The sequence below is a fragment of the Aurantiacibacter rhizosphaerae genome, from assembly GCF_009807005.1.
GTDB lineage: Bacteria > Pseudomonadota > Alphaproteobacteria > Sphingomonadales > Sphingomonadaceae > Alteraurantiacibacter > Alteraurantiacibacter rhizosphaerae.
This window is the reverse complement of sequence record NZ_WUBR01000001.1, coordinates 699,743-722,781: the sequence shown is the minus strand read 5'-3', so window position 1 is coordinate 722,781 and position 23,039 is coordinate 699,743. Positions and strand designations below refer to the sequence as shown.

General features: G+C 60.1%; 22 protein-coding genes. 10 read left to right on the top strand and 12 right to left on the bottom strand.

Annotated elements, in window-relative coordinates; translation table 11 throughout:
- Positions 1-289: 289 nt before the first annotated feature.
- From GRF63_RS03380 to GRF63_RS03370, 3 genes are all read right to left on the bottom strand, one after another.
- Complete coding sequence (locus tag GRF63_RS03380) at positions 290-3,007, bottom strand: hypothetical protein (protein ID WP_160484562.1); 2,718 nt, start codon at positions 3,005-3,007, stop codon at positions 290-292.
- Complete coding sequence (locus GRF63_RS03375) at positions 3,004-3,489, bottom strand: hypothetical protein (RefSeq protein WP_160484561.1); 486 nt, start codon at positions 3,487-3,489, stop codon at positions 3,004-3,006. Before GRF63_RS03375 ends, GRF63_RS03380 begins: the two co-directional genes overlap by 4 nt.
- Before the next feature lie 139 nt (positions 3,490-3,628).
- Positions 3,629-4,462 (bottom strand): hypothetical protein, encoded by an 834-nt coding sequence (locus GRF63_RS03370; RefSeq protein ID WP_160484560.1) that lies wholly within the window; start codon positions 4,460-4,462, stop codon positions 3,629-3,631.
- Between the two features lie 516 nt (positions 4,463-4,978).
- Between GRF63_RS03370 and GRF63_RS03365 the strand changes: the two genes are divergently transcribed.
- On the top strand, positions 4,979-5,224 hold the full coding sequence (locus GRF63_RS03365; RefSeq protein ID WP_160484559.1) for a hypothetical protein: 246 nt from the start codon (positions 4,979-4,981) through the stop codon (positions 5,222-5,224).
- A gap of 443 nt (positions 5,225-5,667) precedes the next feature.
- Here the strand turns inward: GRF63_RS03365 and GRF63_RS03360 are convergent, their stop codons facing one another.
- The 4 genes from GRF63_RS03360 to GRF63_RS03345 form a co-directional block, all read right to left on the bottom strand.
- On the bottom strand, positions 5,668-6,189 hold the full coding sequence (locus GRF63_RS03360) for a hypothetical protein (RefSeq protein ID WP_160484558.1): 522 nt from the start codon (positions 6,187-6,189) through the stop codon (positions 5,668-5,670).
- 242 nt (positions 6,190-6,431) lie between these two features.
- Positions 6,432-7,187: an SDR family oxidoreductase gene (locus tag GRF63_RS03355; RefSeq protein WP_160484557.1), complete on the bottom strand. Its 756-nt coding sequence runs from the start codon at positions 7,185-7,187 to the stop codon at positions 6,432-6,434.
- Positions 7,169-8,116 carry a 2-hydroxyacid dehydrogenase gene (locus GRF63_RS03350; protein WP_160484556.1) on the bottom strand — a complete coding sequence of 316 codons (948 nt, stop codon included), beginning with the start codon at positions 8,114-8,116 and terminating at the stop codon, positions 7,169-7,171. The genes GRF63_RS03355 and GRF63_RS03350 overlap by 19 nt, the downstream gene beginning before the upstream one ends.
- Before the next feature lie 2 nt (positions 8,117-8,118).
- Entirely contained in the window at positions 8,119-8,841 is a 723-nt protein-coding gene (locus tag GRF63_RS03345; RefSeq protein ID WP_337189632.1) for an SDR family oxidoreductase, read from the bottom strand.
- A gap of 231 nt (positions 8,842-9,072) precedes the next feature.
- Here GRF63_RS03345 and GRF63_RS03340 point away from each other — a divergent pair, with 231 nt between their 5' ends.
- The 6 genes from GRF63_RS03340 to GRF63_RS03315 all read left to right on the top strand — a co-directional run bounded on the left by GRF63_RS03340 (position 9,073) and on the right by GRF63_RS03315 (position 14,339).
- Positions 9,073-10,128 (top strand): L-idonate 5-dehydrogenase, encoded by a 1,056-nt coding sequence (locus GRF63_RS03340; RefSeq protein WP_160484555.1) that lies wholly within the window; start codon positions 9,073-9,075, stop codon positions 10,126-10,128.
- Positions 10,125-10,460 (top strand): hypothetical protein, encoded by a 336-nt coding sequence (locus GRF63_RS03335; protein WP_160484554.1) that lies wholly within the window; start codon positions 10,125-10,127, stop codon positions 10,458-10,460. The genes GRF63_RS03340 and GRF63_RS03335 overlap by 4 nt, the downstream gene beginning before the upstream one ends.
- A gap of 26 nt (positions 10,461-10,486) precedes the next feature.
- Positions 10,487-11,551 (top strand): LacI family DNA-binding transcriptional regulator, encoded by a 1,065-nt coding sequence (locus GRF63_RS03330; RefSeq protein ID WP_202131556.1) that lies wholly within the window; start codon positions 10,487-10,489, stop codon positions 11,549-11,551.
- The gene (locus GRF63_RS03325; protein WP_160484553.1) at positions 11,548-12,423 is read left to right on the top strand and encodes an NAD(P)-dependent oxidoreductase; all 876 of its coding nucleotides are present in this window, start codon (positions 11,548-11,550) and stop codon (positions 12,421-12,423) included. The genes GRF63_RS03330 and GRF63_RS03325 overlap by 4 nt, the downstream gene beginning before the upstream one ends.
- Positions 12,424-12,445: 22 nt before the next feature.
- Complete coding sequence (locus GRF63_RS03320; protein WP_337189601.1) at positions 12,446-12,922, top strand: gluconokinase; 477 nt, start codon at positions 12,446-12,448, stop codon at positions 12,920-12,922.
- A gap of 76 nt (positions 12,923-12,998) precedes the next feature.
- Entirely contained in the window at positions 12,999-14,339 is a 1,341-nt protein-coding gene (locus GRF63_RS03315; protein WP_160484551.1) for a spinster family MFS transporter, read from the top strand.
- 31 nt (positions 14,340-14,370) lie between these two features.
- On the opposite strand, the gene GRF63_RS03310 is transcribed toward GRF63_RS03315, so the two are convergent.
- The 3 genes from GRF63_RS03310 to GRF63_RS03300 form a co-directional block, all read right to left on the bottom strand.
- A complete protein-coding gene (locus GRF63_RS03310; protein ID WP_160484550.1) occupies positions 14,371-15,186 on the bottom strand; it encodes a M90 family metallopeptidase in 816 nt (271 codons plus the stop codon).
- 125 nt (positions 15,187-15,311) lie between these two features.
- The gene (locus GRF63_RS03305) at positions 15,312-16,256 is read right to left on the bottom strand and encodes an isocitrate lyase/PEP mutase family protein (RefSeq protein ID WP_160484549.1); all 945 of its coding nucleotides are present in this window, start codon (positions 16,254-16,256) and stop codon (positions 15,312-15,314) included.
- 101 nt (positions 16,257-16,357) lie between these two features.
- On the bottom strand, positions 16,358-19,213 hold the full coding sequence (locus GRF63_RS03300) for a TonB-dependent receptor domain-containing protein (protein ID WP_160484548.1): 2,856 nt from the start codon (positions 19,211-19,213) through the stop codon (positions 16,358-16,360).
- Positions 19,214-19,761: 548 nt separating this feature from the next.
- Between GRF63_RS03300 and GRF63_RS03295 the strand changes: the two genes are divergently transcribed.
- The 3 genes from GRF63_RS03295 to GRF63_RS16360 are packed head-to-tail and all read left to right on the top strand — an operon-like array spanning position 19,762 to position 20,695.
- The gene (locus tag GRF63_RS03295) at positions 19,762-20,109 is read left to right on the top strand and encodes a thermonuclease family protein (RefSeq protein ID WP_160484547.1); all 348 of its coding nucleotides are present in this window, start codon (positions 19,762-19,764) and stop codon (positions 20,107-20,109) included.
- Positions 20,106-20,501 carry an excalibur calcium-binding domain-containing protein gene (locus GRF63_RS03290; RefSeq protein WP_237392266.1) on the top strand — a complete coding sequence of 132 codons (396 nt, stop codon included), beginning with the start codon at positions 20,106-20,108 and terminating at the stop codon, positions 20,499-20,501. Before GRF63_RS03295 ends, GRF63_RS03290 begins: the two co-directional genes overlap by 4 nt.
- Positions 20,498-20,695 carry a DUF6961 family protein gene (locus GRF63_RS16360; RefSeq protein WP_202131653.1) on the top strand — a complete coding sequence of 66 codons (198 nt, stop codon included), beginning with the start codon at positions 20,498-20,500 and terminating at the stop codon, positions 20,693-20,695. Before GRF63_RS03290 ends, GRF63_RS16360 begins: the two co-directional genes overlap by 4 nt.
- Here GRF63_RS16360 and GRF63_RS03285 read toward each other — a convergent pair.
- Together GRF63_RS03285 and GRF63_RS03280 are read right to left on the bottom strand one after the other, a co-directional pair.
- Entirely contained in the window at positions 20,692-22,491 is a 1,800-nt protein-coding gene (locus tag GRF63_RS03285; protein WP_160484546.1) for a recombinase family protein, read from the bottom strand. The two genes, GRF63_RS16360 and GRF63_RS03285, sit on opposite strands and share 4 nt — an antisense overlap.
- A gap of 50 nt (positions 22,492-22,541) precedes the next feature.
- Positions 22,542-22,880, bottom strand: a complete 339-nt coding sequence (locus GRF63_RS03280) for a hypothetical protein (RefSeq protein WP_237392265.1) — start codon at positions 22,878-22,880, stop codon at positions 22,542-22,544.
- Positions 22,881-23,039: the final 159 nt, after the last annotated feature.

Genomic DNA, 23,039 nt, shown 5'->3' with positions numbered 1-23,039 from the left:
TCCAGCGAAGGCAGCGAATGTCGCTGGGTTCGCTGGTTGTTATCGTCGGTCAACCGGACGTTCGTTGCGGCCGGCGCTTATCGGGAAGGATCGGGTGTTTCTTCACTCAACCGAGAGCTTTCTCCGCGGCGACGGCAGCGAATTGCGTAACGTAAATCATGCGGTGTCGCGAGGATGAGCGCGAGCCGATTGCGATAGGAATCGAAGCGGGCACGCATGCTCACCGCGCGATCTCGATCGTCGCATTTTACGGCAAGCCGGATACCAAGGATGAGAAGGATGATCGCGGTCATCGTTCGAAGTCGTCCGGACCGGCAGGACCAAGATGTCGTGGCCGTTCGGGGGGTTTTTGATCCGTCCCATCGGCAGGATGAGGGATGCCGGTTTCAGTGCGGGAAGATTTGTCGGATGGGAGCTCGGGAACAGCGCTTTCCGAAGGTATACTCGCGGTTTCCATGGGAGATCGATTGCTTTCGGCGGCGGTGATATTGATCCGCTCGTAGGCAAGCATCTGACGCGCGATGGCCTTTGCAAGCGGCAGCTCATTGTTCTGCAAAGCCAGCGTTTGGCTTCGCTCTCCAGGCCGCGCGCTTTCGTCATACGTAAATCTGTCTGGTCTTGCCCATGCGACGGCAATCAGGCGCTGGAATGTCGGGTCGGACCGCTGCGCCTTCCAAAAATCCTGCGCCCAGGCAGCCTGCGGGCCATCAATGCTAAGTTCGCCGTCGCCGATCGAGGCGGCACCGGCAACAATCGCAGCAGCGATGATGCGTCGTTTGTCCAGCTGAATGGCCTCGATGGCGCGCAGCCTGTCCTGCAACTCGCGGTCGATGAGAAGCTCGGGCGCCGCGCTGAACGCCTTCGTCAAGGCAACATCGTCTAGGAATCGAAAATGGTGCCCTTGGTAACGGACGTGATAGCGCGATGATGCGAGGAACAGGCGGTCGTGATCGATGTCCTCGTCCAAGCTTCGCCGCGCTTCGATGACCTCGGTGTCGTCGGCATGAGCTAGCGTACGCTGATTGCTGTTCAAATACGCGGCGACCGACGCCTTCAAGGAGCTGCTTTCACCGCATACCGCCGCCTCCGTGAAAAAGTCGCGGTCTTTCCGATCCCGTCGTGCCGCCTGCCGTGTGCGAGCACGATCATCGGTTGTTTTGTGAAACCGCCTGGATGCTTCGAGAATGCTGCCGGTTCTGCTCGCTGCAACGGCTTTTCGATGCTCTAGTCCTGTCTCGGTCTGGTTGTCCTCCAGGACCACGTCGAGCTCGGCGGCGATCTTGATGCTATCCGATATCGCGCGCTCAGTTCCTGCGATCCGGATCCGCTCATACTTCTCGCTCGCGATTTCGAGAGCGTCGATATTGACGCGGCGCGCGGTATGCCTGACCGTAATGAGGTTATCGGATTCGACAAAGGCGAGGGTGGCGTCGCCCGCGGGGCCGCGCAGCCAGTATTCGACATGCCCTTCCTTGGGTCTGATGTCGTAACGTGCATCGAGGGCGGCGCGCCGATTGGCCGAAGCCTTTCTTCTGCGCTTCCTGATTGCGCCCCAGATGATCAGGCAGATCGGTCGCCAACCGCTAACGCGTTCGGCAACGTCCGACTTGGTCGCTGCCGTCCTGCGCGTTCGCCGCGCGCCTTTCGCGATCGCGAACTCACGCACGGTTTCTTCTTCCTGGCGTCGGCGGACCGCTTCTGCGGCGATGGCCGGATTATGGTCCTTCCCTAGCTTGGCTTGCTGTATCTCCTTACGTCGACGTCTCCCTTCGTCGGCAAGGTGCCGCTCGATGGCTTCGATCTCCGGCTTGAGTTGAGCGGTCTCTTGCCTGGCCAGTTCTTTCTTTTCGACAGGCTCTTCCGACGCATCGTCCGGTCGGTTGAATACTGGCATGGTTAGCGGACGCAAGTCGAGCGCGCCCTGCGAGGGCTCGAAATCGGCTTTGAAGCGTTTGCTCAACTTGCCAATAGCCGCATTGGTGTAGGCGGCGCCTGGACCGACCCATTCCCCGCTCGGTTCTCCGTTCTCGCCGATTGCAATGAGGCGGCCTGTATTGCCGACCACAGTATATCGTATTCCGAGCGGCGCGAGATTGCGATGCACCTCCTGCCAGTTTCGGGCGTTCTGGATCCGTGGAGCAATCACGATTTTCGCGAACCGCTCGAGGGGCCATCGGTCGCCCGGCTCATATCCGTCCGGAGCGTCGTTCCCCTCGATGACTGCCTGATGCTGTCGGCGCGCACGTGCCATCAGTCCACCATCGGGAAGGGTTTCGCCTTCGCGGTCGAGCTTGGCCGGATCAGTTGCGCGCAGGATCCGTCCGCTGCGGTCGGCTACTCGAACGCCTGTAAACAGTCCGAATACGCCTTCATCGGTAGCGATGTAGCGCCGCATCGGTTCGGGGCGCAGGCCATCGTCCCGCTCCACAACGGCGATGGCCAGATGCGCTGCTTCCCTGTACCAGGAATGCGCCAGCGGCTTGCCCACGCCGTTTTGATCGACCGAGAGCAGATTGCCGTGGCCATGGATCTGAGACTTTCCTCGACGTTTTTCGCGATGATACGCTTCCAGGGAAGGACATCCGGAGGCTTCCAGCACATGGCGAATGGTGCGGTTCTGCCGGGCCAGTTCGTACGGAGCGAACATCTCACCGTCACGGTGTGACCAGGTATAGTGGAAGAAATACTCCAGACCCGCCGAAGCGGCGGCCACGGCCATCACCTGGATCTGTTCGACGATGTCTCCGTCGCCCAGCCCGTGGGCCAAAATTCCAGCGACATCGTGATCGTCCTGGCGCACGATGTAATCACCTGCCCGCCGCGCATCTGACGAACCGTCCGTAACAGCCAGGGCATTCTCGAACGCTTCCACGCATTCGGGTTCAATACTCAGTCCGGCAATGTAGCTTGCGCATCCAAAGGCGATGTCGAAATCGTTCTTCTGCGCTGTCCGGGGGCGCATGCCTTCCTTTTGCCGCACTTGGTATCGCCAGATCTTGATGATCATGACGAGCGCGCCCGACGCTGTTGGATGGTGGCCTTGCGCTTCTGACGCAAATCCCATTCGGCGCAGGCTGTGGAGTAATCCAAGATCGTTTTGATCAACTCGCCGGAGAGATGCGTCCGTTGTTCGTGGCCCTCCAGTAGTTTCGAGATGATGGAACTTATGTCTTCGATAGCCTGAAGAATGCGACGATCGTTTGAAGTTGCCGAAGAGCGGTCTACTGCCTGCCGCAACCCCGTGGTTGCGCGCACGAGATCCCCAATCCGGTGCAGTTCATCTGACAGTTCGTCGGCTAGGCGCATCACTCGCGCCGCGACGTCGTGGCGACGGTCTTCGTATCCATCATCATACAAAACCCGTTCGAGGACGTATCGCGAGGTATTTCCGCCCGCCGCGCGCTCGATCTGCCGCTTCTGTTCCTCGCTCTCGCAACAGACACTCAAGATGGCGCGTTTACGCTTATCGCTCTTCTCCTCTTTGCTCATCCCATGCGCTCCGCGCTCACCGCGCGCCGGATGGCGGCGCTAAAAACCAACGTCACGAAGCGCAGCGACACGATGTTGACCGGGGCGGTCATACCGCCCCCATCCTGCTTAAAAGCTACACCCCTTTCGTCAGACATTCTCACGGCAGGGGTATCCCAAGCTTCGCCATCGTCTGGACAAAAAGGGATTCGGCCTCGGTGCCGAGCGTTCGCATCTCGTCTCTGGCCCAAGGGTCCGAGGCTAAAATCTCGCCTGCCTCGCGAAGTTCATGGATATCGCTGGAGTTCCAGTAGACGCGCCAGAAAGTTTTTGCCGTCGAGGAGGTGAGCTGGTTGAATCGGAACGGCATATCGCGCGGCGGCGCCGGGAGATCTCCGGTCGACATTTCAGTTGAAGGCGATGGAGCGGACACGCTTTGCTCGGTGGGAGGCCAATTGAGGTTATCGATCGAAGAATAGATATCCACCTCCGCTCCCAGCGCATCGACGATAGACACGCGAGGCCCGTATTTGCCCCCGGAGCGCAGCGCAGTCGGGGACAGCTTCAGGTAGCCGAGCCATCTTTCGAGCCACTCGAGATCCTCGTCGCGCAGAACGATCATGGGATAGGCTGCGCGAAAATCCTTGATCACGTTCCTAGGATAGAAGCGCTTGCCATGCCTCAGTTTCATGCGCAAACCAGTGGTCATCCACTCGAACCCCTCGCGCCACAATGCGTGATCGTCGCTCTGCGCTATCCGGTCACGCAGAGATTGTGGCATCGTCGGCTCGAGTTCGGCGAGCTCCTGCGCTTCCGGACCGTGCGGAAATTTCTTGGCGGCGCGCGCCTTTCGGTCCAGTTCGCGCTGCGCTTTGGAACGGGTCCTTCCAGTCTTTTTGGCTGGAACTTCAACGCCAACCGCTTTAACTTCCTGATCATCATCAGAAAGGTTTCCGTCGTTCGGCGCGGGGCGATCGCTATCTTTGTCGTCCAAGGTAAAGCACTCCGTGAGATAAAACGAAGTGCATTTTAGGACGGACGACAGCCTAACCCAAACAGGTTGGCAAATGCCATCGATTGAAGGCGGCGATCAAGCTAGGCGCTAATGCAGATGTAACCGATCAACGCGCCTGTTGCAGACGCAAGTCAAATCTGGCCGTTGAGCCCCGTCCTGCACCAGCTAGTGCTTAGATAAGGCTTGCCGTTGGTTTCGTCCCCATCGCCATCCGTCAGGTGCCGGCAGCTTGGTTATCCGCCAGTTAGTGGGGTGACACCCGCTGTGCGCTTTGCGGCAGTCGCGTCTTGGCTACTCCTTCGGCGGTGACGTGGCCAAGGGAGAAAAGGCGGCAAGCCCATCGCCATCCCTCGTCGAAGCGCTCTTCCGCTCTCCGTGCGCGTGGAAAAGAAAGTCATCCCCTAGATAGAGCCGCACCAGCGGCGCGTTCTTGTGGGACCTCTTCGCATTCGCGGACCCGGCCCGGGGAAAGCGCCGCCGGCGGGCGGCCCTTCGATGCGCGACCCCACCGGGACGCGCTTTGCCGGCGCAATAGCGACCGCTTCTAAATCTTTTGCAGAACGACGATTTTGGAAATCGTCGGTGAAAGGAAAAAGCTTTCAGACGCCTGCCGGCGCAAAAAGGAGATGTGATATGAAGATCGAACAGCAGAAAGAACTTTGCAATCCGCTGGTCGAAACGAAATTCGAACAAGGAAGAGGAAAAGCCCGACAACGAACTTGTCGGGGGCATCCGCCGTAGCGGCTGCCATGGGCGCTTTCAGGCGCCCGGGGGCGCGATGATTTTTCGTCGCGTCCCCCTGAGGCCGGCCAGGTCAGCCGGAGGTTCATCCCGGATTTCCTGGCCGGTCTCAACCATTTCTTAACTTCCGGCCGGTTATGGCGAAGCCACGGGGCCGGGCCCGGCTTCCGCTTTTCCTCTCTCCCCCTTCATTCAATCTATCCACTACAAGTCGGGATCGCGCGCAGGCGCGCGCGAGGGGCGGCTTGGAAGCCGCGGTCAGTTATTCATTCTGCTTTGATCAGTCGGGCAAAGGTCGCGATGTCGCAGGCGTTGGGTGTACCGCCCATGCTTCAACCCATCAATTGCGTATAAAACGTTATGCTCAGGGCAATCGACCTACGAAGAGCTCTCGTGGGAGATGAGGCCGGATCGTCCATAGGCGATCCGGCGCACCATGAGATTTAGGCCGCTTGGGCGAGGTCAGGCAAGTCGAAGACTTCGCCCCGCTCCCACTGGTCGGCCTGGATCGCGATAAGTCGGTTATAGGCGCTCACCATGTCACCATCTGCCGCTTCGAAGGTCGAAGCTGATGCTTGGGTGATGTGGTGCAGATCGAGCATATCGTCGAACCTGTAGGCGCCCAGGTTGAAGCCGTCTGGCACGAGAGTTGCGCGATCGTCTTCACCAGTCAAGCAGAGCATGCAGTTCTCGATGTAGTGCATTCCCCCTCCCATCTGCGCGACCAGGCCGATCTGCGGTACAGTAGGGCACTCTGCAGACTGATATACCCACAGGAGCGGGCGACGGGTTGCCTGAGGCCGGGAAGCGAACTGCATCAGGCCGAAGGCGTTAGGAGCCGTCCCGCTCAGCATGATGTCTACCTTGTCTCGGAATTCAGTGAAGCGTCCGGGCGCGCCACACAGAAGGTGTGCGAAGGCGGCGAGGTAGTTGGCGATGCGCTTCTGTTGTTCGATCTCAGTCATCTTAAGTCTCCGTAGGCCGCGGGCATCGCGTGCCTTTTTCCGCTCTCGTCCAGAGAGCTACTTCCTTTCGCTCTTAAGAAGACTATCAGTCGGTCACGTCGGCTTTGCGCCCCATTTCAGTCATTCAAGATGCTGGCGCCTTGGTCAAAAATCCGACGTTCGTTGAGTTTCGACTGAATGGCAGTTCCGCGTTCTTATTCCCGACCTAGAAACTTCACTTTGCCCGAGATCGGACATTCTACCTAGCCGCGCCCGACGAACGGCATCGTAGTCGCCATAATGGTCATGAACTGCACATTCGCCTCGAGCGGAAGCTCTGCCATATGAACTACCGCGCGGGCGACATCGTCCACGTTCATCACCGGCTCGGCGCGGATCGAGCCGTCAGCCTGCAGCATCCCATCGACCGCTCCGCTGGCCATATCGGTTGCGGCGTTGCCTATATCGATCTGACCGCAGGCGATGTTGAGTTCGCGTCCGTCCAGCGAGGCGGAGCGGGTAAGGCCGGTGATCGCGTGCTTCGTGGCCGTGTAGGCGGCTGAATGAAGTCTTGGGGCATGCGCCGAGATCGAGCCGTTGTTGATAATGCGTCCGCCTTGCGGCGACTGGTCTCGCATGACGCGGAAGGCGGCGCGCAGACAGCGGAATGCGCCCGAGAGATTGACCTCGACAAGCCGGTCCCAATCCTCGTCGCTCAACGAGTCTAACCGCGTGGCTGGCAGTGACAGGCCGGCATTATTGAACAACAGGTCGACCCGGCCAAACCGCTCGACCGTCTCAGCAAAAAGGCCATCGACGGACGCGCTGTCGGCCACGTCGGTTGGACGGGCGAGTGCGGACTTGCCGATGGATGAGGCCAGATCTGCGAGCGGCTCGGGCCTGCGCCCTGCCAGAACAACGCGCCAACCGGCCTGCGATAGCCCGAGCGCGCTGGCGCGGCCGATCCCGCTGCCAGCGCCGGTGATTACGGCGACGCCGTTCACGCGACGGGCGTGCATGGCGGATCACCCGCAAGAACAGCTTCCACATTAGCGATGACGAGGTCCGCCATCGCCTCGCGTGTTTCCACCGTTGCACTGCCAACGTGCGGGGTCAACACGGTGTTCTCGCTGTGCCGCAGGGCTTCGGGAACCTGCGGCTCCTTCTCGAACACGTCCAGGGCGGCGCCAGCAATTTGTCTGGATTCGAGCGCCGCAACAACCGCCTGTTCGTCGACCACGGATCCGCGAGCGACGTTCACCAGCACCCCTTCGCGGCCAAGCCTCTCCAGCAGGGCACCATCGACCAGTTTTTGAGTCTCAGGCGTGGCTGCACACGCAACGATCAGCACGTCGCTCCATCGCGCCAATTCATACACTGTCGAACAATAATGGAAGGGAACGTCTTTCGCCGTGCGAGACCAGTAGCCCACTTCTCCCATGGGGGCGCAACGATCAGCGATGGCGTGCCCGATGCGGCCAAGGCCAAGCACACCGAAGCGTGATCCTGTCACCTTGCGGCCAAGTGGCAATTCTCCGTCTGCCCATTTTCCGGCGCGAACATGAACATCGCCGCTGGCGATGCCGCGCTTCAGGGCAATCACAAGACCGAGCGCCAGGTCCGCGACATCATCGGTCAGCACGTCTGGCGTATTGCTGACAGCCACTCCGCGTGCAGAGGCGTGGGGGAGATCGACCTTGTCGAAACCGACCCCGTTTATGGCGATCAGTTTCAGCGACGGCAGGCTGTCGATCAGATCGTTGGCGCAGCCTATGTGTCCGCCGGTGACAACAAGATGGCATTCCTTTCCCATGCCATCGAGGAATGAGGCGCGGCTTGCATCGTCCTCATCGAACCAGCGGAAGAGGCGCAATCGCTCTGCCAGTGCGTCCTCGAGATAGTCGGAGAAGCGGCAAAGCTGCACGGCAGCGGGCTTGTCTTGCGCCATGATTAGATCACTGTGGTTATGCCGCCATCGACATAAATCGTCTGTCCGTTGACGAAGTCGGATGCGGAAGATGCGAGGAAAATGGCGATGCCGTGCAGATCCTTCAGATCTCCCCAGCGGCCTGCTGGCGTTCGCTTGCGGATCCAGGCGTCGAATTCGGGATCGGCGACGAGCGCCGCGTTGAGCGGCGTGTCGAAATATCCGGGCGCGATGGCATTGATCTGGAGCCCAGAGGCAGCCCAGTCCGCACACATGCCGCGGGTAAAGTTCCGCACGGCGCCTTTTGCCGCCGTATAGGGTGCGATGCCGGGTCGTGCGAGTTCGCTTTGCACGCTGGCGATGTTGATGACCTTGCCGCGTCCCCGCACCAGCATATGCCGGGCGACGTGCTTGCTCGCGTAATAGACGCCGTCGACGTTGGTCGACATGAGTTCGCGCCAGTCGCCGTCCTTGAAATCCTGCAACGGGCCGCGCCTCTGGATGCCGGCGTTATTGACGAGAATGTCGATCGCGCGCTCGGCTTCTATCTCTGCCACGGCGTCTGCCACGGAATCGGCATCGGTTACGTCGAATGCTGCGCTGCTGACCGACGCACTCGTTTCCGCGAGTTCACGAGCAGCCTGCGAAAGGCTTTCGGGATTGCGCCCATTGAGCACCACGTGTGCGCCGGCACCAGCGAGCGCCTCGGCCAGCGAACGCCCTATTCCCTGCGACGAGCCTGTGATCAGTGCCGTGCGTCCCGTTAGATCAAAAAGAGTATGAACCGTCCCCTCCTATTTTTCCCATGCATAGAAAGGGACCGGTCACATTACAACCGCCGATTTGCGAGCCCGGCGGCAGAGCGCACGAAATCTTATCGGAAGATCGACTCAACTGGCCAGAAATCAGAAGAGGAGTTTGCCCTACTCACTTTTCGATGATATCGGTCCCATAATTGTTTGAGAGGATACTAGGGTATGCTGGCAGCCGTTTGTCATGGCGCACGCGATTTGCGTGTTGAGGAATTCGATCCGGGTGAGCTTGCCCCTGACGAGGTCCTGGTGAGTATAGCTTACGGCGGCATCTGCGGCTCGGACCTTCATTACTATCACCGTGGGGGCGTGGGCGACTTTTCGATCCGCGAACCGATGGTCCTTGGGCACGAGATATCGGGAACGGTGGCGGCCGTCGGATCTTCGGTCACGGCGCTGGAGCTGGGAATGAAGGCCGCGCTCGATCCCAGCAAACCTTGCCTGTCCTGCCGCTATTGCCGCGCAGGTCGGTCCAACCTTTGCCTCGACATGAAATTCCTCGGCAGTGCAGGACGCTTTCCGCACGTGCAAGGCGGCTTCGCTCGCCGGATCGTATTGCGACAGGACCAGGTCATCCCGGTTCCGCAGGATACGGATCTGCTCGCGCTGTCCGTGGCAGAGCCGCTGTCCGTCGGTCTTCACGCCGTCACCCGCGCAGGCGACCTTCGCGGCAAGCGCGTGATCGTGACAGGGTCCGGCCCGATAGGTCTCCTGACTGCATTGTCGGCCATCCACGCCGGTGCGGCCTTCGTCGTTGCCACGGATATCGAGGACGCAGCGCTACGCGTGGCGAAGAAGGAGATCGGCGTAGATGCGGTCGTCAACGTGGCGAGCGATCCCGACGGGCTCGCCGCTTTCTCCGACGATGATAGCCATTTCGACGTGGCTCTCGAGGCGTCCGGCTCGCCGGCTGCGCTAGCTTCGCTCTTCCCGGTGATGCGGCGCGGAGGACGCATCGTGCAATTAGGCATGATGCCGCCTGGCGAGGTGGCGATCCCGATCAACCCGGTGCAGACGCGCGAGATCGAGCTGGTCGGCGCTTTCCGCGCTCACGACGAATTCCGCCTTGCTGCTCAGCTCATCACCAGCGGGAAGATCGACGTATCGCCGATCCTGTCGGGAACACATGCGTTGGAAGATGCCGTAGAGGCCTTTGCTCTTGCCGGAGATCGCAGCCGTGTGGTCAAACTGCACCTCGCGATCGCGGGAGAGGCGGCATGATCACACGCCGCGCGATTTTCGAAGGTCGTATCAAGCCCGGCATGGAGGACCGCTTCTTTGAAGAGGTCGAGAGCCGTCTTGCCCCGTTGTGGCAGGCGTTCCCCCATGCGCTGGCAGTGCGAATGTTCCGCATCGAGGACTGCGACGACACAGAGCGTCCCGTCGTTATGATACAGGAGGTGGACTACCCGGATCGCGAGAAAATGCAGGAGGCTATCACCTCTCCTGCCCGCGATGCAGCGCGCGCCCGCACGATAGAATTGCTCGAGATGTTCGACGGACGCTTCTATCATGTTATCAGCGGCAAGAACCGACTTTCGGCAAAACGCTGAAAGTCTAAAGCATAGGGCTGATTTCAATGGCTGAAGCAGATCGGGTGAAGAAGGCTGGCCCGCGTTCAACGGGGCGGCCCACGATCCGCGATGTATCCCAGCTCGCCGGGGTTTCGCGCATGACCGTGTCTCGCGCTATCAGCGATCCCGAACTGGTGCTGCCCGCCACTCGCGAGAAAGTGGCGAAGGCTATCGCCGCGCTGGGCTATGTGCCCGATCGCACGGCAGGGAGCCTTTCCAGTCGCAAGACGGGTTTCATCGCGTTGATGCTGCCGACGCTCACCAACGCCAACTTCGCCGCAGTTGCCCACGGCCTGACAGAGGCTCTGCGCGACGCCAATTTCCACCTGCTAATCGCCTACACCGAATACGACATGGTGGAAGAGGAACGGCAGCTGCGTAATCTGCTCGCCCGCCGACCTGAAGCCATCGTGATGACCGGCGCGACCCACAGTCCGGCGGCCAGCAAATTGCTGCTGGCAGCAGACGTGCCGATCATCGAGATTGCCGACCTTCCGAGCCGTCCTATCGGCCACGTCATCGGCTTTTCGAACCATGAGGTTGGTCGCACTGCGGCGCGCTATCTTATCGACAAGGGCCACACTCGGATCGGTGCCATCGGCGGTACCGTAGAAGGTGAAGTGCGCGACCATCGCGGTGAAGAACGTATGCGCGGCTTCGAAGATGAATTGCGCCTTGCAGGGCTGTCTGCCGATGCGGTGCTGCGCTACGGGGAGGCTCCGCTCAGCTACGATCACGGTGCCGCTGCAATTGCCAGATTGCTGAAAAAGTCGCCCGATTGCCAAGCCGTGTTCGCGGTGTCCGATCTTTCCGCGGTGGGTGCGATGATGCAGTGCCAGCGCATGGGCGTGAGCATTCCGGATCAGCTTTCGCTAATCGGCTTCGGCGACTTCGAGATCGGGCGCATCGTCGATCCACCCCTCACAACCATCCATGTGGATTTCAACGAGCTTGGCCGGCGTACAGGTGCGACTCTGCTCGCTTTGCTGGGCGAGGATGGCGATGCGCGTCCCGGTAGGGTCGATGTCGGCCTCTCCGTGGTGGAACGGGAATCGGTGAGCAAAGCATGACAAAAGTCGCCATGATCGGCGCCGGCGTGATGGGTTCGGCCATTGGCTCCCGCTTGCTCGACGAGGGCTGCACGTTGTCGTTCTTCGATGTCTCGCAAGATGCGGGCGGCGACCTTGCTGGGCGAGGCGGCAGTCGTGCAGCATCTCCCGAGCAGGCTGCAAGCGAGGCGGAGTTCGTCTTCGTTAGCCTGAACTCCGCCGATATCGTGGAACAGGCCGTGTTCGGCGATGGCGGGGTGGCGGAAAGCGGCAGGAGTGGTTCTCTCCTGATCGACATGTCGAGCATCGACCCCGGACGCACGGCAAGCATGGCCGGGAAATTGCGCGAGCGCTGCGGCATGGGCTGGGTTGATGCTCCCCTGTCGGGCGGGGCGCCTGCCGCCCGCGAGGGCCGCATGACCCTGATGATCGGCGGCCGCCCGGAAGACGTGGCGCGAGCAGAGCCTGTATTGGCGCTGCTTTCCGCGCGGCGCACGCACCTTGGCGATGCAGGTGCCGGGCAGACGGTGAAGCTCGTGAACCAGATCCTGTGCGCGGGGCATTTCATGATCTTGGCAGAGGCCGTGAAGTTCGCCGAGAGCCAGGGCATCGATGCTGCCCTAATCCCCGATGCGCTGGCCGGGGGCCGCGCCGATTCCGCAATTATGCAGGAATTCATGGCCAAGATGGCCAAGCGCGACTTCACGCCTACGGGCCGGATCGACAATATGCTGAAGGATCTTGAGACGGTGCAGGCATCGTCCTTCGCCACCCGCACGGCAATGCCTGTAACGGGCCTCGTCTCCGAGTTGCACCGGATGCTGGTGGCAGGCGGTCTGGGCCCTGCCGACAGTGCCGAATACATGAAGCTGTTCGATCTTGGCAATGAGTAAGGCCCGCTATCGGGGGTTGGTCGTGATCGGTCCCAGCGGGAACGGCAAATCCACCTTTGGTCGCGCTCTCGCCGAGCGGCTGAGGTGGAGTTTTGTGGAAGGGGACGACCACCATCCGCGTGCAAATGTCGCAAAGATGGCACGCGGGGAGCCCCTTACCGACGAGGATCGCGCGCCTTTCCTGGATTCGATCGCTCACGCGCTTTCGTCGGGCCAGGCTGTTGCCGCCTGCTCAGCCCTGAAGCGCGTTTATCGGGAGCGAATGAGTGAAGCATCTGGCCTGCCGTTGCTTTTCGTCCTGCCGCAGGTCGGCAGGCAGGAGTTGCAGCGCCGCATGGAGAAGCGCACCGGCCACTTCATGCCGACCGCCATGCTGCAAAGCCAGCTGAACACGTTCGAACCACCTGCCTCGGACGAGGCCTGCATGGTTCTCGACGGGACACTGCCGCCAGAACAATTCGCCGAGGCCGTTACGGCCTACCTGACCAGCGGAAACTAGGCGCCGCCAAGCCATACTGCTTGCCCCGGGCAAGTGCCGATGGTATCGGTCACATCGGAGAGGGAGATTACCGAAAATGGCTACCACAATTCCTGCCGACGATGTCCGCGCGGCTGATGAGAGCGCTTGGCCCAAGCCATCGCGGGGATGGCTGCTGGTCGCCCTGCTGGCACTCGCCTCTGTCGTCTCACAGTTCGATCGCACGGTCATCAACCTGATGGTGGAGCCCATCAAGGCGGAATTCGGATTGAACGACACCGCCTTCGGCGCCTTGCAGTCCGTGGCTTTCGGCATCTTCTACGTCATCGCGTGCATCCCCTTGGGTCGCGCAGCAGACAACACCAACCGCAAGTGGCTGATCGCGATCTGCCTGCTGTTCTGGAGCATATTCGCCATGGCATCGGGACTGGCAAAGACATACTGGCAACTGTTCCTCACCCGTATCGGCGTCGCCGTCGGAGAGGCTAGCCTCACGCCCGCAGGCCTTTCCATGCTCTCCGATCATTTTCCGCCGGACAAGCTTGGCCGTCCCGTTTCCGGTTTCCTTATGAGCGCGCCTGTCGGACAGGGCCTCGCCTTCATCGGCGGGGGCAGTCTGCTGACCGCGCTGACCGGCTCGGAAATGCTCGAAAGCGGGTGGCTCGCGGGGCTTGAGTCGTGGCAGGCGGCCTTCATCCTGATCGGCGCGCCCGGTGTGCTGCTGATTCCCCTATTCCTTCTCATCCGCGAACCCGCGCGGCGCGGCCCGCAGGTGGACCAGCTCTCGGCGAAGGACACCGCGCGGCTCATCGGCCGCATGTGGCGCGCGCTGGTGCCGATGTTCATCGGCTTCGCCATGGTGCTGCTAGTTGCCTATTCGATTGCGATCTGGACGCCTGCGCTGCTGCAGCGTACCTACGGCTGGAATTCGGAGCAGATCGGCTGGGGCTTTGGCCTCGTGCTCATCGTCTTCGGCATGACGGGCGTCCTGGCGGCAGGCTTCGCCAGCGACTGGCTCGCCGCTAAGGGGCACCGCGATGCGCCCTTGAAGGTCGCCTGCGCCGGCTTTGCCGTCGCGGGAATTTCTGGCGTGCTCGCACCGCTGATGCCTTCGCCATATATGGCTTTGGCGCTGCTGGGCGTAACGCTGTTCTTCGGAAACATGCCCTTCCCCTGCGCGGCAACATCACTGCAACTGATCGTGCCAAACCGGGCCCGTGCGCAGATCAGCGCGGTCTACGTCACTTTCACCACGCTGGTAGGGCTGGGCGTGGGGCCGACTGTTATCGGCATCATGACCGACTTCGTTTTCCAGGACCCCGCCCAGATCCGCTACTCGATGAGCGTCGTGATCGGCTGCGCGGCACCGATCATGGTGGTCATGCTGCTGCTAGCGATGAAGCCTTATCGCCGGTTCCACGAGGAAATGCAGGGCTAGGATACGCGAAACAGGGAAGGCGGCGCCCGGTTCAGTTCCATTCCGCGGGATCGAGAGCGAACAGTTCCGCCAGTTCGGCATAGAGCGCCGGTTCATCCCGGCGCAGGGCACGGGGTTTCTCGAAGAAGGCCACTGTGGCTTCGGCAAAAAATTCCTGATGGTTGGTCGCCCCGTAGGGATTGATTAGGGTGCCTTGCCCACTTTCCAGACGCTCGAGGTGCGAATGGTACGCATCCAGCATCGACTTTTCCCAACCCCTGTAGTCCTGCCCCTTTCGCAGGATCGGAATGCCGTTGGTGTGGCCCGTGAGGCTGTCCAGCTGGTGCGCGAATTCGTGGATGACAACGTTGTGGCCGTCATCCGGGTTGAGCCCGCCTTGCAGCGCATGGTCCCATGACAGCACGATAGGCCCGCGCGTCCAGCTTTCGCCGGCCATCGTTGCATCGCTTTCGTGGACTACGAAGCCATCGTGGGTGGGGCGGCGGGTGTAGAAGGCCGCGGGATAGATCAGCACGGTCCTGATGGTTTCGTACCATACCGAACTGTTGACCACGAGGAGGCAGGCCTGCGCTGCGATCGAGAGCCGCATCTCCTCCTTCACCTCCAGTCCCCGGTTGCCGTGGAACGTGACCTGATCGAGGAAAAGGTTGATCTTGCCCTCAAGTTTGGGGCGCAGCGATTGCGGCAGTTGCCGGACCATCGGTACGAGCTTTTCCAGCATCACGCGCTGGTCGGGAGTGAGCGGTGTTGCCAGCAGTCGCTCGCGCTTGCGCTGCCGCAAGACGCGCCGAAGCAAAAGGGCACCGACAACGAGCAGGGCGGCAAGGAGAAAAGGCGAATAAGTCATCAGGTCCGCACAAGATGGGTGATGACTGCGCGAGGCACAATGCGTGCCGCGCGAACGGCCACAACAAGAAAGGGGCGCCGGATCGCTCCGCCGCCCCCTTTGCAATCGCTAAAATACGCTGCGGCTCAGAGCCTGTCGTCGATCTTCGAGCGGACGAAGCCTTCCGGGAAATCTTCCACTGCGTTGCCAACGATGGTGAAATCCTTCTTGTCGCCGCCGAATCGGCTTTCCAGTTCCATGTAGCTATGCGGATCGAACAGCGGCGTGGCGCTCATGCCCGTGATTTTCGTCGCGTCTTCCTTCTGGCAGGTATAGTGGCAACCCTGCTGCGCGTAATTGTGAATGCCGTGCTCCAGCATTCCGTCCATCGCCGCCTTCAGCGTGTAATGCATGGTGAGGAAGTTGAAGCCGAGGGGATAGATATCCTCCGCCGTCACGCCGGGCTTGCCGTTGATGTCGCGCACATCGGGAAACATTTTCCAGCCGGGCACCTTCTCGGAAACGATCTTGGCGTGATCCATCGTGGAGATGCGTACCACGGTGCTCATCTTCGCGCCCATCTCGACGGCGGCGCGCATACGCTCGCAGCCTTCCTCCATCTCGGTTTCAGGGTCGGCGTTGGTGCGCGCGATCAGGAAGCAGTCGCTGCCCTCCATTGCCGCCAGCGCGGCGCGGACCTTCTCGTAATATTTCTCTCGCGGGAGCAGGCTGGTGGAATTTTCCATGTCGCCGCTGTCTTCCAGTTGCAGCGCCTTGGCCCCTGCCGCGATCATGCGCTTGGTGCTGCGGTAGACCGCCAGAGGACCGCCAAAGCCGTCCTCGATATCTGCGGCCAGCGGGATGGCGTTGGTCTGGGTGATACGGCTGCAGATCCACTCGATATCGGTTAGGTTGGAAAAGCCGTAGTCGATCACCCCGTTCATCGCGATCGACACTTCACCGCCCGAAAGCATGGCTGCCTCGAAGCCGACCATTTCCACCGCCCGCATCGAGGCGCAGTCATAGACGCAAGGTGCGACAATACAGTGATCGGTGGATTCGAGCAGTTCGGAAAGGGACTTCTTGGCCATCTTGGTATTCCTTTAAAAAACTCGGCCACCGCCCGCCACTGCGACGGCAGCGAGCGATGGCCTTGGTAATGCAGCCCCGCCAGCCTTGGCGGGTATCGATATCAGGGCAGACGGATCCGGACGCCGACCTTATAGTAGCGGCCGATGGGATCGTAATACACCTGCGTAGTCGCCCCTTGCGCCGATGCGGCATATGGCGGATCGGAATCGAATACGTTGTTGATCACCCCGAAAACCTCAACTTCGTCCGTGACCTGGTAGGCCAGGTTGAAGTCGAGCACGAAGGCGGAATCGATGGTGTTGTCATTTACACTGTTGGGCGCATCGATATCGAAGCCCGGCTGGCTCGGCCCGACGAACAGCGTCTCCCAGATGCTTTCCGGGATATACTGGGCGTGGAGGCCTGCCGTCAGACGATCCAGGTTCCAGCGCACCGTGCCGTCCACCAGCCAGTCCGGCACACCCGGCGTCGTGCCGGGACGCGCGCCGGTCTGGCCGACGCGATCGACGCCGCCGACCGTCAGTTCGAGGTAATGCGTGGCCAGCAGGCGCGCATCCACCGAACCCATCGGGCCATCGTTGGAGCTGTAGGCGAGTTCGAAATCGATACCGCGGGTATCCTGCTGCGCGATGTTGAGCAGCACGTCCTGCACTTCGGTCAGCAGGCCATCAGAGTTCCGCGTGACCTGGGCGCACAGCGCATCGTTGCCGCCGTTACACAGGTCGACGATAGTTTGGGCACCAAGCGAGCCAATGGCATCGTCGATGCTGATATCGAAATAGTCGACCGAGAAGCTGAGGCGGCGGCCGAAGCTGATGTCGGGCGTGAATACCGCGCCGATCGTCCAGGTGTCGGCCTTTTCGGGGGCCAGCTGCGGGTTGGCACCCTGGAAGCCGTTGATCTGGATCTGGCTGCCGTCTCGCGGATCGACCACTGTGGTGCGGCCAAGCGTAACCGGACCGAACAGTTCGGTGAGATTCGGTGCACGGATATCGCGGCTGCGGGTAACGCGAAAGCGCAACCAGTCCACCGGCGCGTAGATGCCGCCAAGCTTCCAGGTCGTGGCATCGACGCTGGAATCGCCCACGGCCTGGCTGGAGCGGCTGTAGTGCGTCTGGCGAATGGCACCGTTAAGTTCGAGCAGGCTCACGCCCGGCACGTCCGCGATGATCGGAGCCACGGCTTCGAGATAGCCCTCGACGACCTCTATCTTACCTTCGATCGCCTTGCCGTTGAACGACCAGAAAGCATTGGCTGCGGAAAGCGCATCGGCATCGCCGGTCATCGAATCGCTGCGGAATTCGCCGCCACCCGCAATGGCCAAAGTGCCGCCAGGAAGTTCGAGAAGATCGCCGCGAATGTTGGCGGCAACCACGTGCTGATCCGTTTCTGCAGTCTGGAAACCGTCCGCGAAGACCCAGTCTGCCGCTGCGCTCGACACGTTTCCGCGCCCAAAGGGATTCAGCGGCACGCAGCCCGGAACATCGTTTGCGGCGTTCCCGTCTGTATTGACGCGGCACTGTACGCCGTCTGCCGTGTTCACGGCATCGACGGCGAGCACGCCGCGCGAATTGACGTAGTTGTTGCGGTAATCCTGGCGGAAATCGTTGTTGCCGTACTGGTAATAGGCGTCCCAGTCCCAGTTGGTGCCGATCGATCCCTCAAGGCCGGCGACAATGCGGAAAGTCTCGTTCTGCGTCTCGTCAACGGCATTGCCATGACCATCCGGGAACGGCCCTTCCTGCTGGTAGACGCGCCACAGGCTTACCGATCCCACATCGTTTGCATCCATCAGGTCGGCCAGGCCGTCCGGGAGGAAGGCGTTGTCGCGCTGGATGGTGTAGGCTGCGCGCGGCGGCGAACCTTTGACGAGGCCATTCACCCGGCCATAGGACGCATCTAGCGACGCGTTGATGGTGTCACTCAACTCGTAGGACGCATGCGCGTAGATCGTGTAGCGTTCGACTTCCGGGATCAGCAGCGTGTCGGTGAGAAGCCCGTTGTAGAGCGAATCCTCTCCGCCGAGATTGAGGATGGACGTCACGCCGCCGGCAAGCGATTCCCCGTACTGGAACTGGCGCAGGCTGCCATCGGGGTTGAACGTCGTCCCCTGGAACGGCCCTCCTGCGGGACCACCGGAGACGAGGCCGTCCGGCCCCCACCAACCTAATTGTGCAGGGCCGCCGCGCACAGTCGTGGCATAACCCGGCCCACCGCCGGGCAATTGCATTTCATTGGGGCACCAGTCGCGCGTGTAGCAGTCGCCCATACCCTCGTTCTTGTTGTACTCGCCCGCGATCATGAAGTGACCGCGCCCGTCTGCAAAGTCCGTTCCCCAGGCGAGAGAGCCGAAGTATTCCTCGTTATCGCCTTCTTCGGCGATGCCGAACTGAGCCGTGCCGCGCAGGCCGACAAAGTCCCGGTCGAGAATGAAGTTCACCACGCCAGCAACGGCATCCGATCCATAAGCTGCGGAAGCACCGCCGGTCACGATCTCGGTGCGGGAAACGAGTGCGGTAGGGATCAGGTTGATATCGACGGTGCCGCGCTGCGTCGAAGGCACGAACCGCTTGCCGTCCAGCAGCACCAGCGTGCGTTCGCCGCCAAGCCCGCGCAGGTCGAGCACGCTTGCCCCGACGTTGCCGCCGACGGCCTGCTGCGTTGCAGGGGTGACGAGCGGGCGGAAGAGCGGAAGTTCGTTAAGCGTATCGGCCACATTGGTGGCCGCGCGCTGTTCGAGCAATTCGTCGCCCACCATGGTTACCGGCGTGGGAGCGTTCGTGCCGTCGCGCGCAATGCGCGAACCCGTCACCACGATTGGCGTGCCCTGGTTGTCGCTGGTGGCGGCGACGTTGTCCTGCGCGAGGGTCGGCACAGCGAGGCCCATAAGCGAAACCGATGTGACCGCACCCACGGCCAGACGATTCGCGCGAAATCCGAGTTTTTCCCTTGTCATACGAACCTCCCAAACTTTGTTATCTGTTCTGCATGGGACCGATACCATAAAGACGGCAAGTGTCAAATGCGGGTTGGTTTGCGTGAGGTCTATGCTTGTTTTGAGAGAGATCGGACTAGGGGGATATTCAGTTGCGCCTGTCCGCTTATTCTTGTCTGGCCATCAAAAGGCGACGCTCCGCTATCGGCCCATTTTCGGACGCCATTTAGACACGACAGAAGATCTTCGGAAAGCGGGCTGAAGCCAGTCTTTTTGGATCTACTGCAGCACCCAATTGGGTCACAGAAACTTAATACGTCCTCACGAGGTCAGGCTTCGGTACCGAAACCATGGTATGGGTCTCAAACCCGTCGGAATCCTAAGGCAACTTGCTGTTTACGGCTTGCGCCTAACAGACCACACTAGGGTGGAAAAAGCGGTGATGATGGCAGCAAGGGCGGCAAGAACCGTGGCGTCGAGAACAATCATGGCAATCTCCGAATCGATGCGCCACTTGTTCCACAAATGTTCCGAGTAGGAAAATTCACTTTTCGGGTTTAGGCATAGGCATGCTTTTGCTTGCTGCAGCTCTCGCCGTATGTGCCCCTGGACCCCGTGACCACTGTGTCCACGATGGCGACACAATCTGGATTGAAGGCGAGAAAATTCGCATCGCCGACATCGATACGCCGGAGCTCAACGGAGAATGCGAATACGAGCGTGCGCTGGCCATTCGTGCTCGTGACCGGTTAATTGTCCTCTTGAATACGGCCAGCTTCGCTATCGAGCGATCCGGCACCGATCGGTATGGCCGCACGTTAGCCGTGTTGCATCGGTCCGGCCGTTCCATCGGGGCTCAGCTTGCATCGGAGGGCCTTGCCCGCACTTGGAGCGGTAGAAGGGAGCCTTGGTGTTGAGCAAAGAATGGGGCGATCCAAAAAGCAGCACATCGCCGTCTGCTTCACAGCAGTTGCTTGAAAGATTGTTCGGCATGCTGTCAATCTTGGCCATACTGGCGATCATTGTGTCCGCAGCGATGTTGATTGCGTCACCAGCTTGGGGGCATGGAGGTGGGCTTGCAGCCGATGGCTGCCACAATGACCGCAAGACGGGTACTCGTCATTGCCACCGAGCGGCCAACAATTCGAGCCAGCAAACAGCTCAGGCGCCACGCCAGCAAAGCGGACCTGTGTACTACCGAAACTGCGACGCCGCCCGTGCTGCTGGTGCTGCACCAGTCAGACGCGGCCAACCCGGCTACGCCCGTCACCTGGACCGCGATAATGATGGCGTGGGTTGCGAGAATTGACCCGCGATCAGGAAATCTGGGGTATGGCGCTATGGGTCGAAAAGCACCACGGCGAGACAGGCTGGCTACACATCGCGCAGCAGCAAGACCGACTCCTCGAACTTGGCGATTTCGACGGAATGGCACTTTGGCGAGAGGTCGGCGAGAAACTAGAAGCTTTGCAGGTGAGACACGCCAATCGCGCAATCAATTAGGTCCTTACAGAACCTGGTCCGTTCGGCCACATTCCGCGCCCAAATAAATCGCGGGGTTCAATTGCTCTCTCCGGTGCAGCGAAGCCAAACAGCTTCCGTTGCAAAGCCCAGTCTGTCGGGACGTTGGATCTGAGGATGAGGTCTCTGGTAAGTGTCGCAGGCTGTCGCCCATCGAGGATTGCCGTTACGATATCTGGCGCTAGATAATTGACGCGGATTAGCCTCGCGAAATGGGTTGGTCGGCACCCCTTTTTCTTCGCCAGCTCTTCAATCGACCATTCGCGGTGTTCCTCGACAAGCGACTGCGCCTTTCGCGCGCTTTTGATCAGGCTCACCAGCTTCTTGTTTGGCTTAGCAGACAATGCGGGATCGCTTGGTGAAATATGTAGTGATGGCCATCGCTCTGCCGCGATAGCCCTGACTGCAACGACATGCTCATATTTTGCATCGCTACAAGGCCAATCAGCGGGACGACCGAAAAAGGGCGAACTCCCAGTCCACTCGAGAAAACGACGCAGTTCTAGCGCACGAAAGGTGATGGACAACTCATCTTCGCCCACCTCGACCCGGTCTATGATCGACGTGAAAAGCTCCTTCCGATCTCGCGAGGGCGTACTCTCGATGCGCTTCGCAGCGAAGGAGCCCTTTTCTGCAAGTGACTCTAATCCCGGTCCGAAAACGCCCAGTGTCTTAAGAGCTTTGCGTAAAGCCGATCTGTCGGACAAGAATTGACTGACGCTCGCTATCACCAGTCGGTCAAGGTCGTCTGCATTCGCGCGATATGCGCGGCGAAACTCTCGCTGCGACCACATCGCGTTGCTTGATGCATAAGCTGCATAGGTTTTGCCGCGATGCCAGTTGAGGTCGAGAAGCATATGGCGACCGAGATCGTCCCACAGCAACCCTGCTAGAAAGTGGTCAGTTTCTTTTGATCCAGGCGAACAGTTCTTTCGTTCCGCGCTTACGCCCTGAGCGGCTGACCACGTTTCAGAACTGATTATTGCCTCATGCTCACCCTCGTAGTTGCGGTCATGTCCACGGATTTCGCCGACGTAGATCGGATTCTGGAGAATGCCATAAACGGTGCCGGGCGATATCGGTTTGCCTCCGCGTTCTCGACCGCTTTTCGACGTCTTTATGGAGCTACAAAACCCAGCTTCGCGGACAGCAGTCATCACCGAGGTGTAACGTTTGGTTCGCAGAAACTCGGCGAAGATAAAGCGCACCATCTCGGCTTCGGCGAGATCGACTTGCAGCCCATTCGAGCTTGAGATGTAGCCAAACGGGGGAAGGCCACCGTGTACCTTGCCGTGCCGTTTCCGGGTTCGGATGCTGTCGCGGACACGTTCCGCAATCAATTCTCTCTCGAATTGCGAAAATGTAAGAAGAATGTTGAGGATCATCCGTCCCATGCTGTCTGAGGTATCAAAAGCTTGCGACACGGAAACAAGCGCAACTTGACGGCGGTCGAAAATCTCGATCAGCCGGACGAAATCCAGCAGACTCCTTGTTAGGCGATCAATCTTATAAACGACGACAATGTCGATTTGCCCAGCTTCGATATCGTGCATCAGTCGAGCGAGAGCTGGCCGTTCAAGGCCGCTGCCGGAATGACCTCCATCATCGTAGCTCTCTTGGAGTTCTGCCCAGCCTTTGTATTGCTGGCTGTGGACGTACGAACTCGAGATTTCTCTCTGCATAACGAGAGAATTAATCTCGTGATCCAACTTTTTGTTTGTGCTTTTGCGCGTGTAGATTGCACAGCGCTTCGGTACGATCAGATGTCGTTTGTCCATCAAAACCTTCGATGATTCAGTCCGAGAGAAGAAAGGCAGCTAGGTCGGCGTCAACCGACCTGAATCGTATAAGCAAACCAGGATCTTGAGGCGTGGTCGTATAACTGCACAACCCGACCCAGTACCGAGAGGGTATAGTGGCTAGATGTTCTCCGATCGTATCCGTGTGCTTTGAGCCCATCGATCTCGAGCGATACGAATGCATCATCCACAGCATCGTAAATTTCGCTGGAACTACCGTCGAACTTCGCGGCTCTGTCGCCATCGAAACCTTGGAGGCGCTCCCCCTGAGCTTCTGCGGCGATGCGCATGTCCTTTCCAAATTCATGATCATGCACGCCAACAATCTTCCTGCCGCATATGAAGGCGTGGGCGGCAGCGGCGACCATGGCTCGAGTGTGAGGTGACATGCTTCCTATTGGCGTCGGCGGAGCCGGGAAGCAAGCTGCACGCGCCTTGGCGCAACCACTTCTTGTGAACGGTCAACTATCATTTAAGGTACGAAATTGGGTCGCTATTCGAAAGGCAGCTTTGGCGGTTTCTTCAGC

Coding starts and splice junctions, on each gene's coding strand:
- GRF63_RS03380 (WP_160484562.1), bottom strand. CDS start 3,007: ATGATCATCAAGATCTGGCGATACCAAGTGCGGCAAAAGGAAGGCATG.
- GRF63_RS03375 (WP_160484561.1), bottom strand. CDS start 3,489: ATGAGCAAAGAGGAGAAGAGCGATAAGCGTAAACGCGCCATCTTGAGT.
- GRF63_RS03365 (WP_160484559.1), top strand. CDS start 4,979: ATGCGCGACCCCACCGGGACGCGCTTTGCCGGCGCAATAGCGACCGCT.
- GRF63_RS03360 (WP_160484558.1), bottom strand. CDS start 6,189: ATGACTGAGATCGAACAACAGAAGCGCATCGCCAACTACCTCGCCGCC.
- GRF63_RS03355 (WP_160484557.1), bottom strand. CDS start 7,187: ATGCACGCCCGTCGCGTGAACGGCGTCGCCGTAATCACCGGCGCTGGC.
- GRF63_RS03350 (WP_160484556.1), bottom strand. CDS start 8,116: ATGGCGCAAGACAAGCCCGCTGCCGTGCAGCTTTGCCGCTTCTCCGAC.
- GRF63_RS03340 (WP_160484555.1), top strand. CDS start 9,073: ATGCTGGCAGCCGTTTGTCATGGCGCACGCGATTTGCGTGTTGAGGAA.
- GRF63_RS03335 (WP_160484554.1), top strand. CDS start 10,125: ATGATCACACGCCGCGCGATTTTCGAAGGTCGTATCAAGCCCGGCATG.
- GRF63_RS03330 (WP_202131556.1), top strand. CDS start 10,487: ATGGCTGAAGCAGATCGGGTGAAGAAGGCTGGCCCGCGTTCAACGGGG.
- GRF63_RS03325 (WP_160484553.1), top strand. CDS start 11,548: ATGACAAAAGTCGCCATGATCGGCGCCGGCGTGATGGGTTCGGCCATT.
- GRF63_RS03315 (WP_160484551.1), top strand. CDS start 12,999: ATGGCTACCACAATTCCTGCCGACGATGTCCGCGCGGCTGATGAGAGC.
- GRF63_RS03310 (WP_160484550.1), bottom strand. CDS start 15,186: ATGACTTATTCGCCTTTTCTCCTTGCCGCCCTGCTCGTTGTCGGTGCC.
- GRF63_RS03305 (WP_160484549.1), bottom strand. CDS start 16,256: ATGGCCAAGAAGTCCCTTTCCGAACTGCTCGAATCCACCGATCACTGT.
- GRF63_RS03300 (WP_160484548.1), bottom strand. CDS start 19,213: ATGACAAGGGAAAAACTCGGATTTCGCGCGAATCGTCTGGCCGTGGGT.
- GRF63_RS03295 (WP_160484547.1), top strand. CDS start 19,762: ATGCTTTTGCTTGCTGCAGCTCTCGCCGTATGTGCCCCTGGACCCCGT.
- GRF63_RS03285 (WP_160484546.1), bottom strand. CDS start 22,491: ATGGACAAACGACATCTGATCGTACCGAAGCGCTGTGCAATCTACACG.
- GRF63_RS03280 (WP_237392265.1), bottom strand. CDS start 22,880: ATGGTCGCCGCTGCCGCCCACGCCTTCATATGCGGCAGGAAGATTGTT.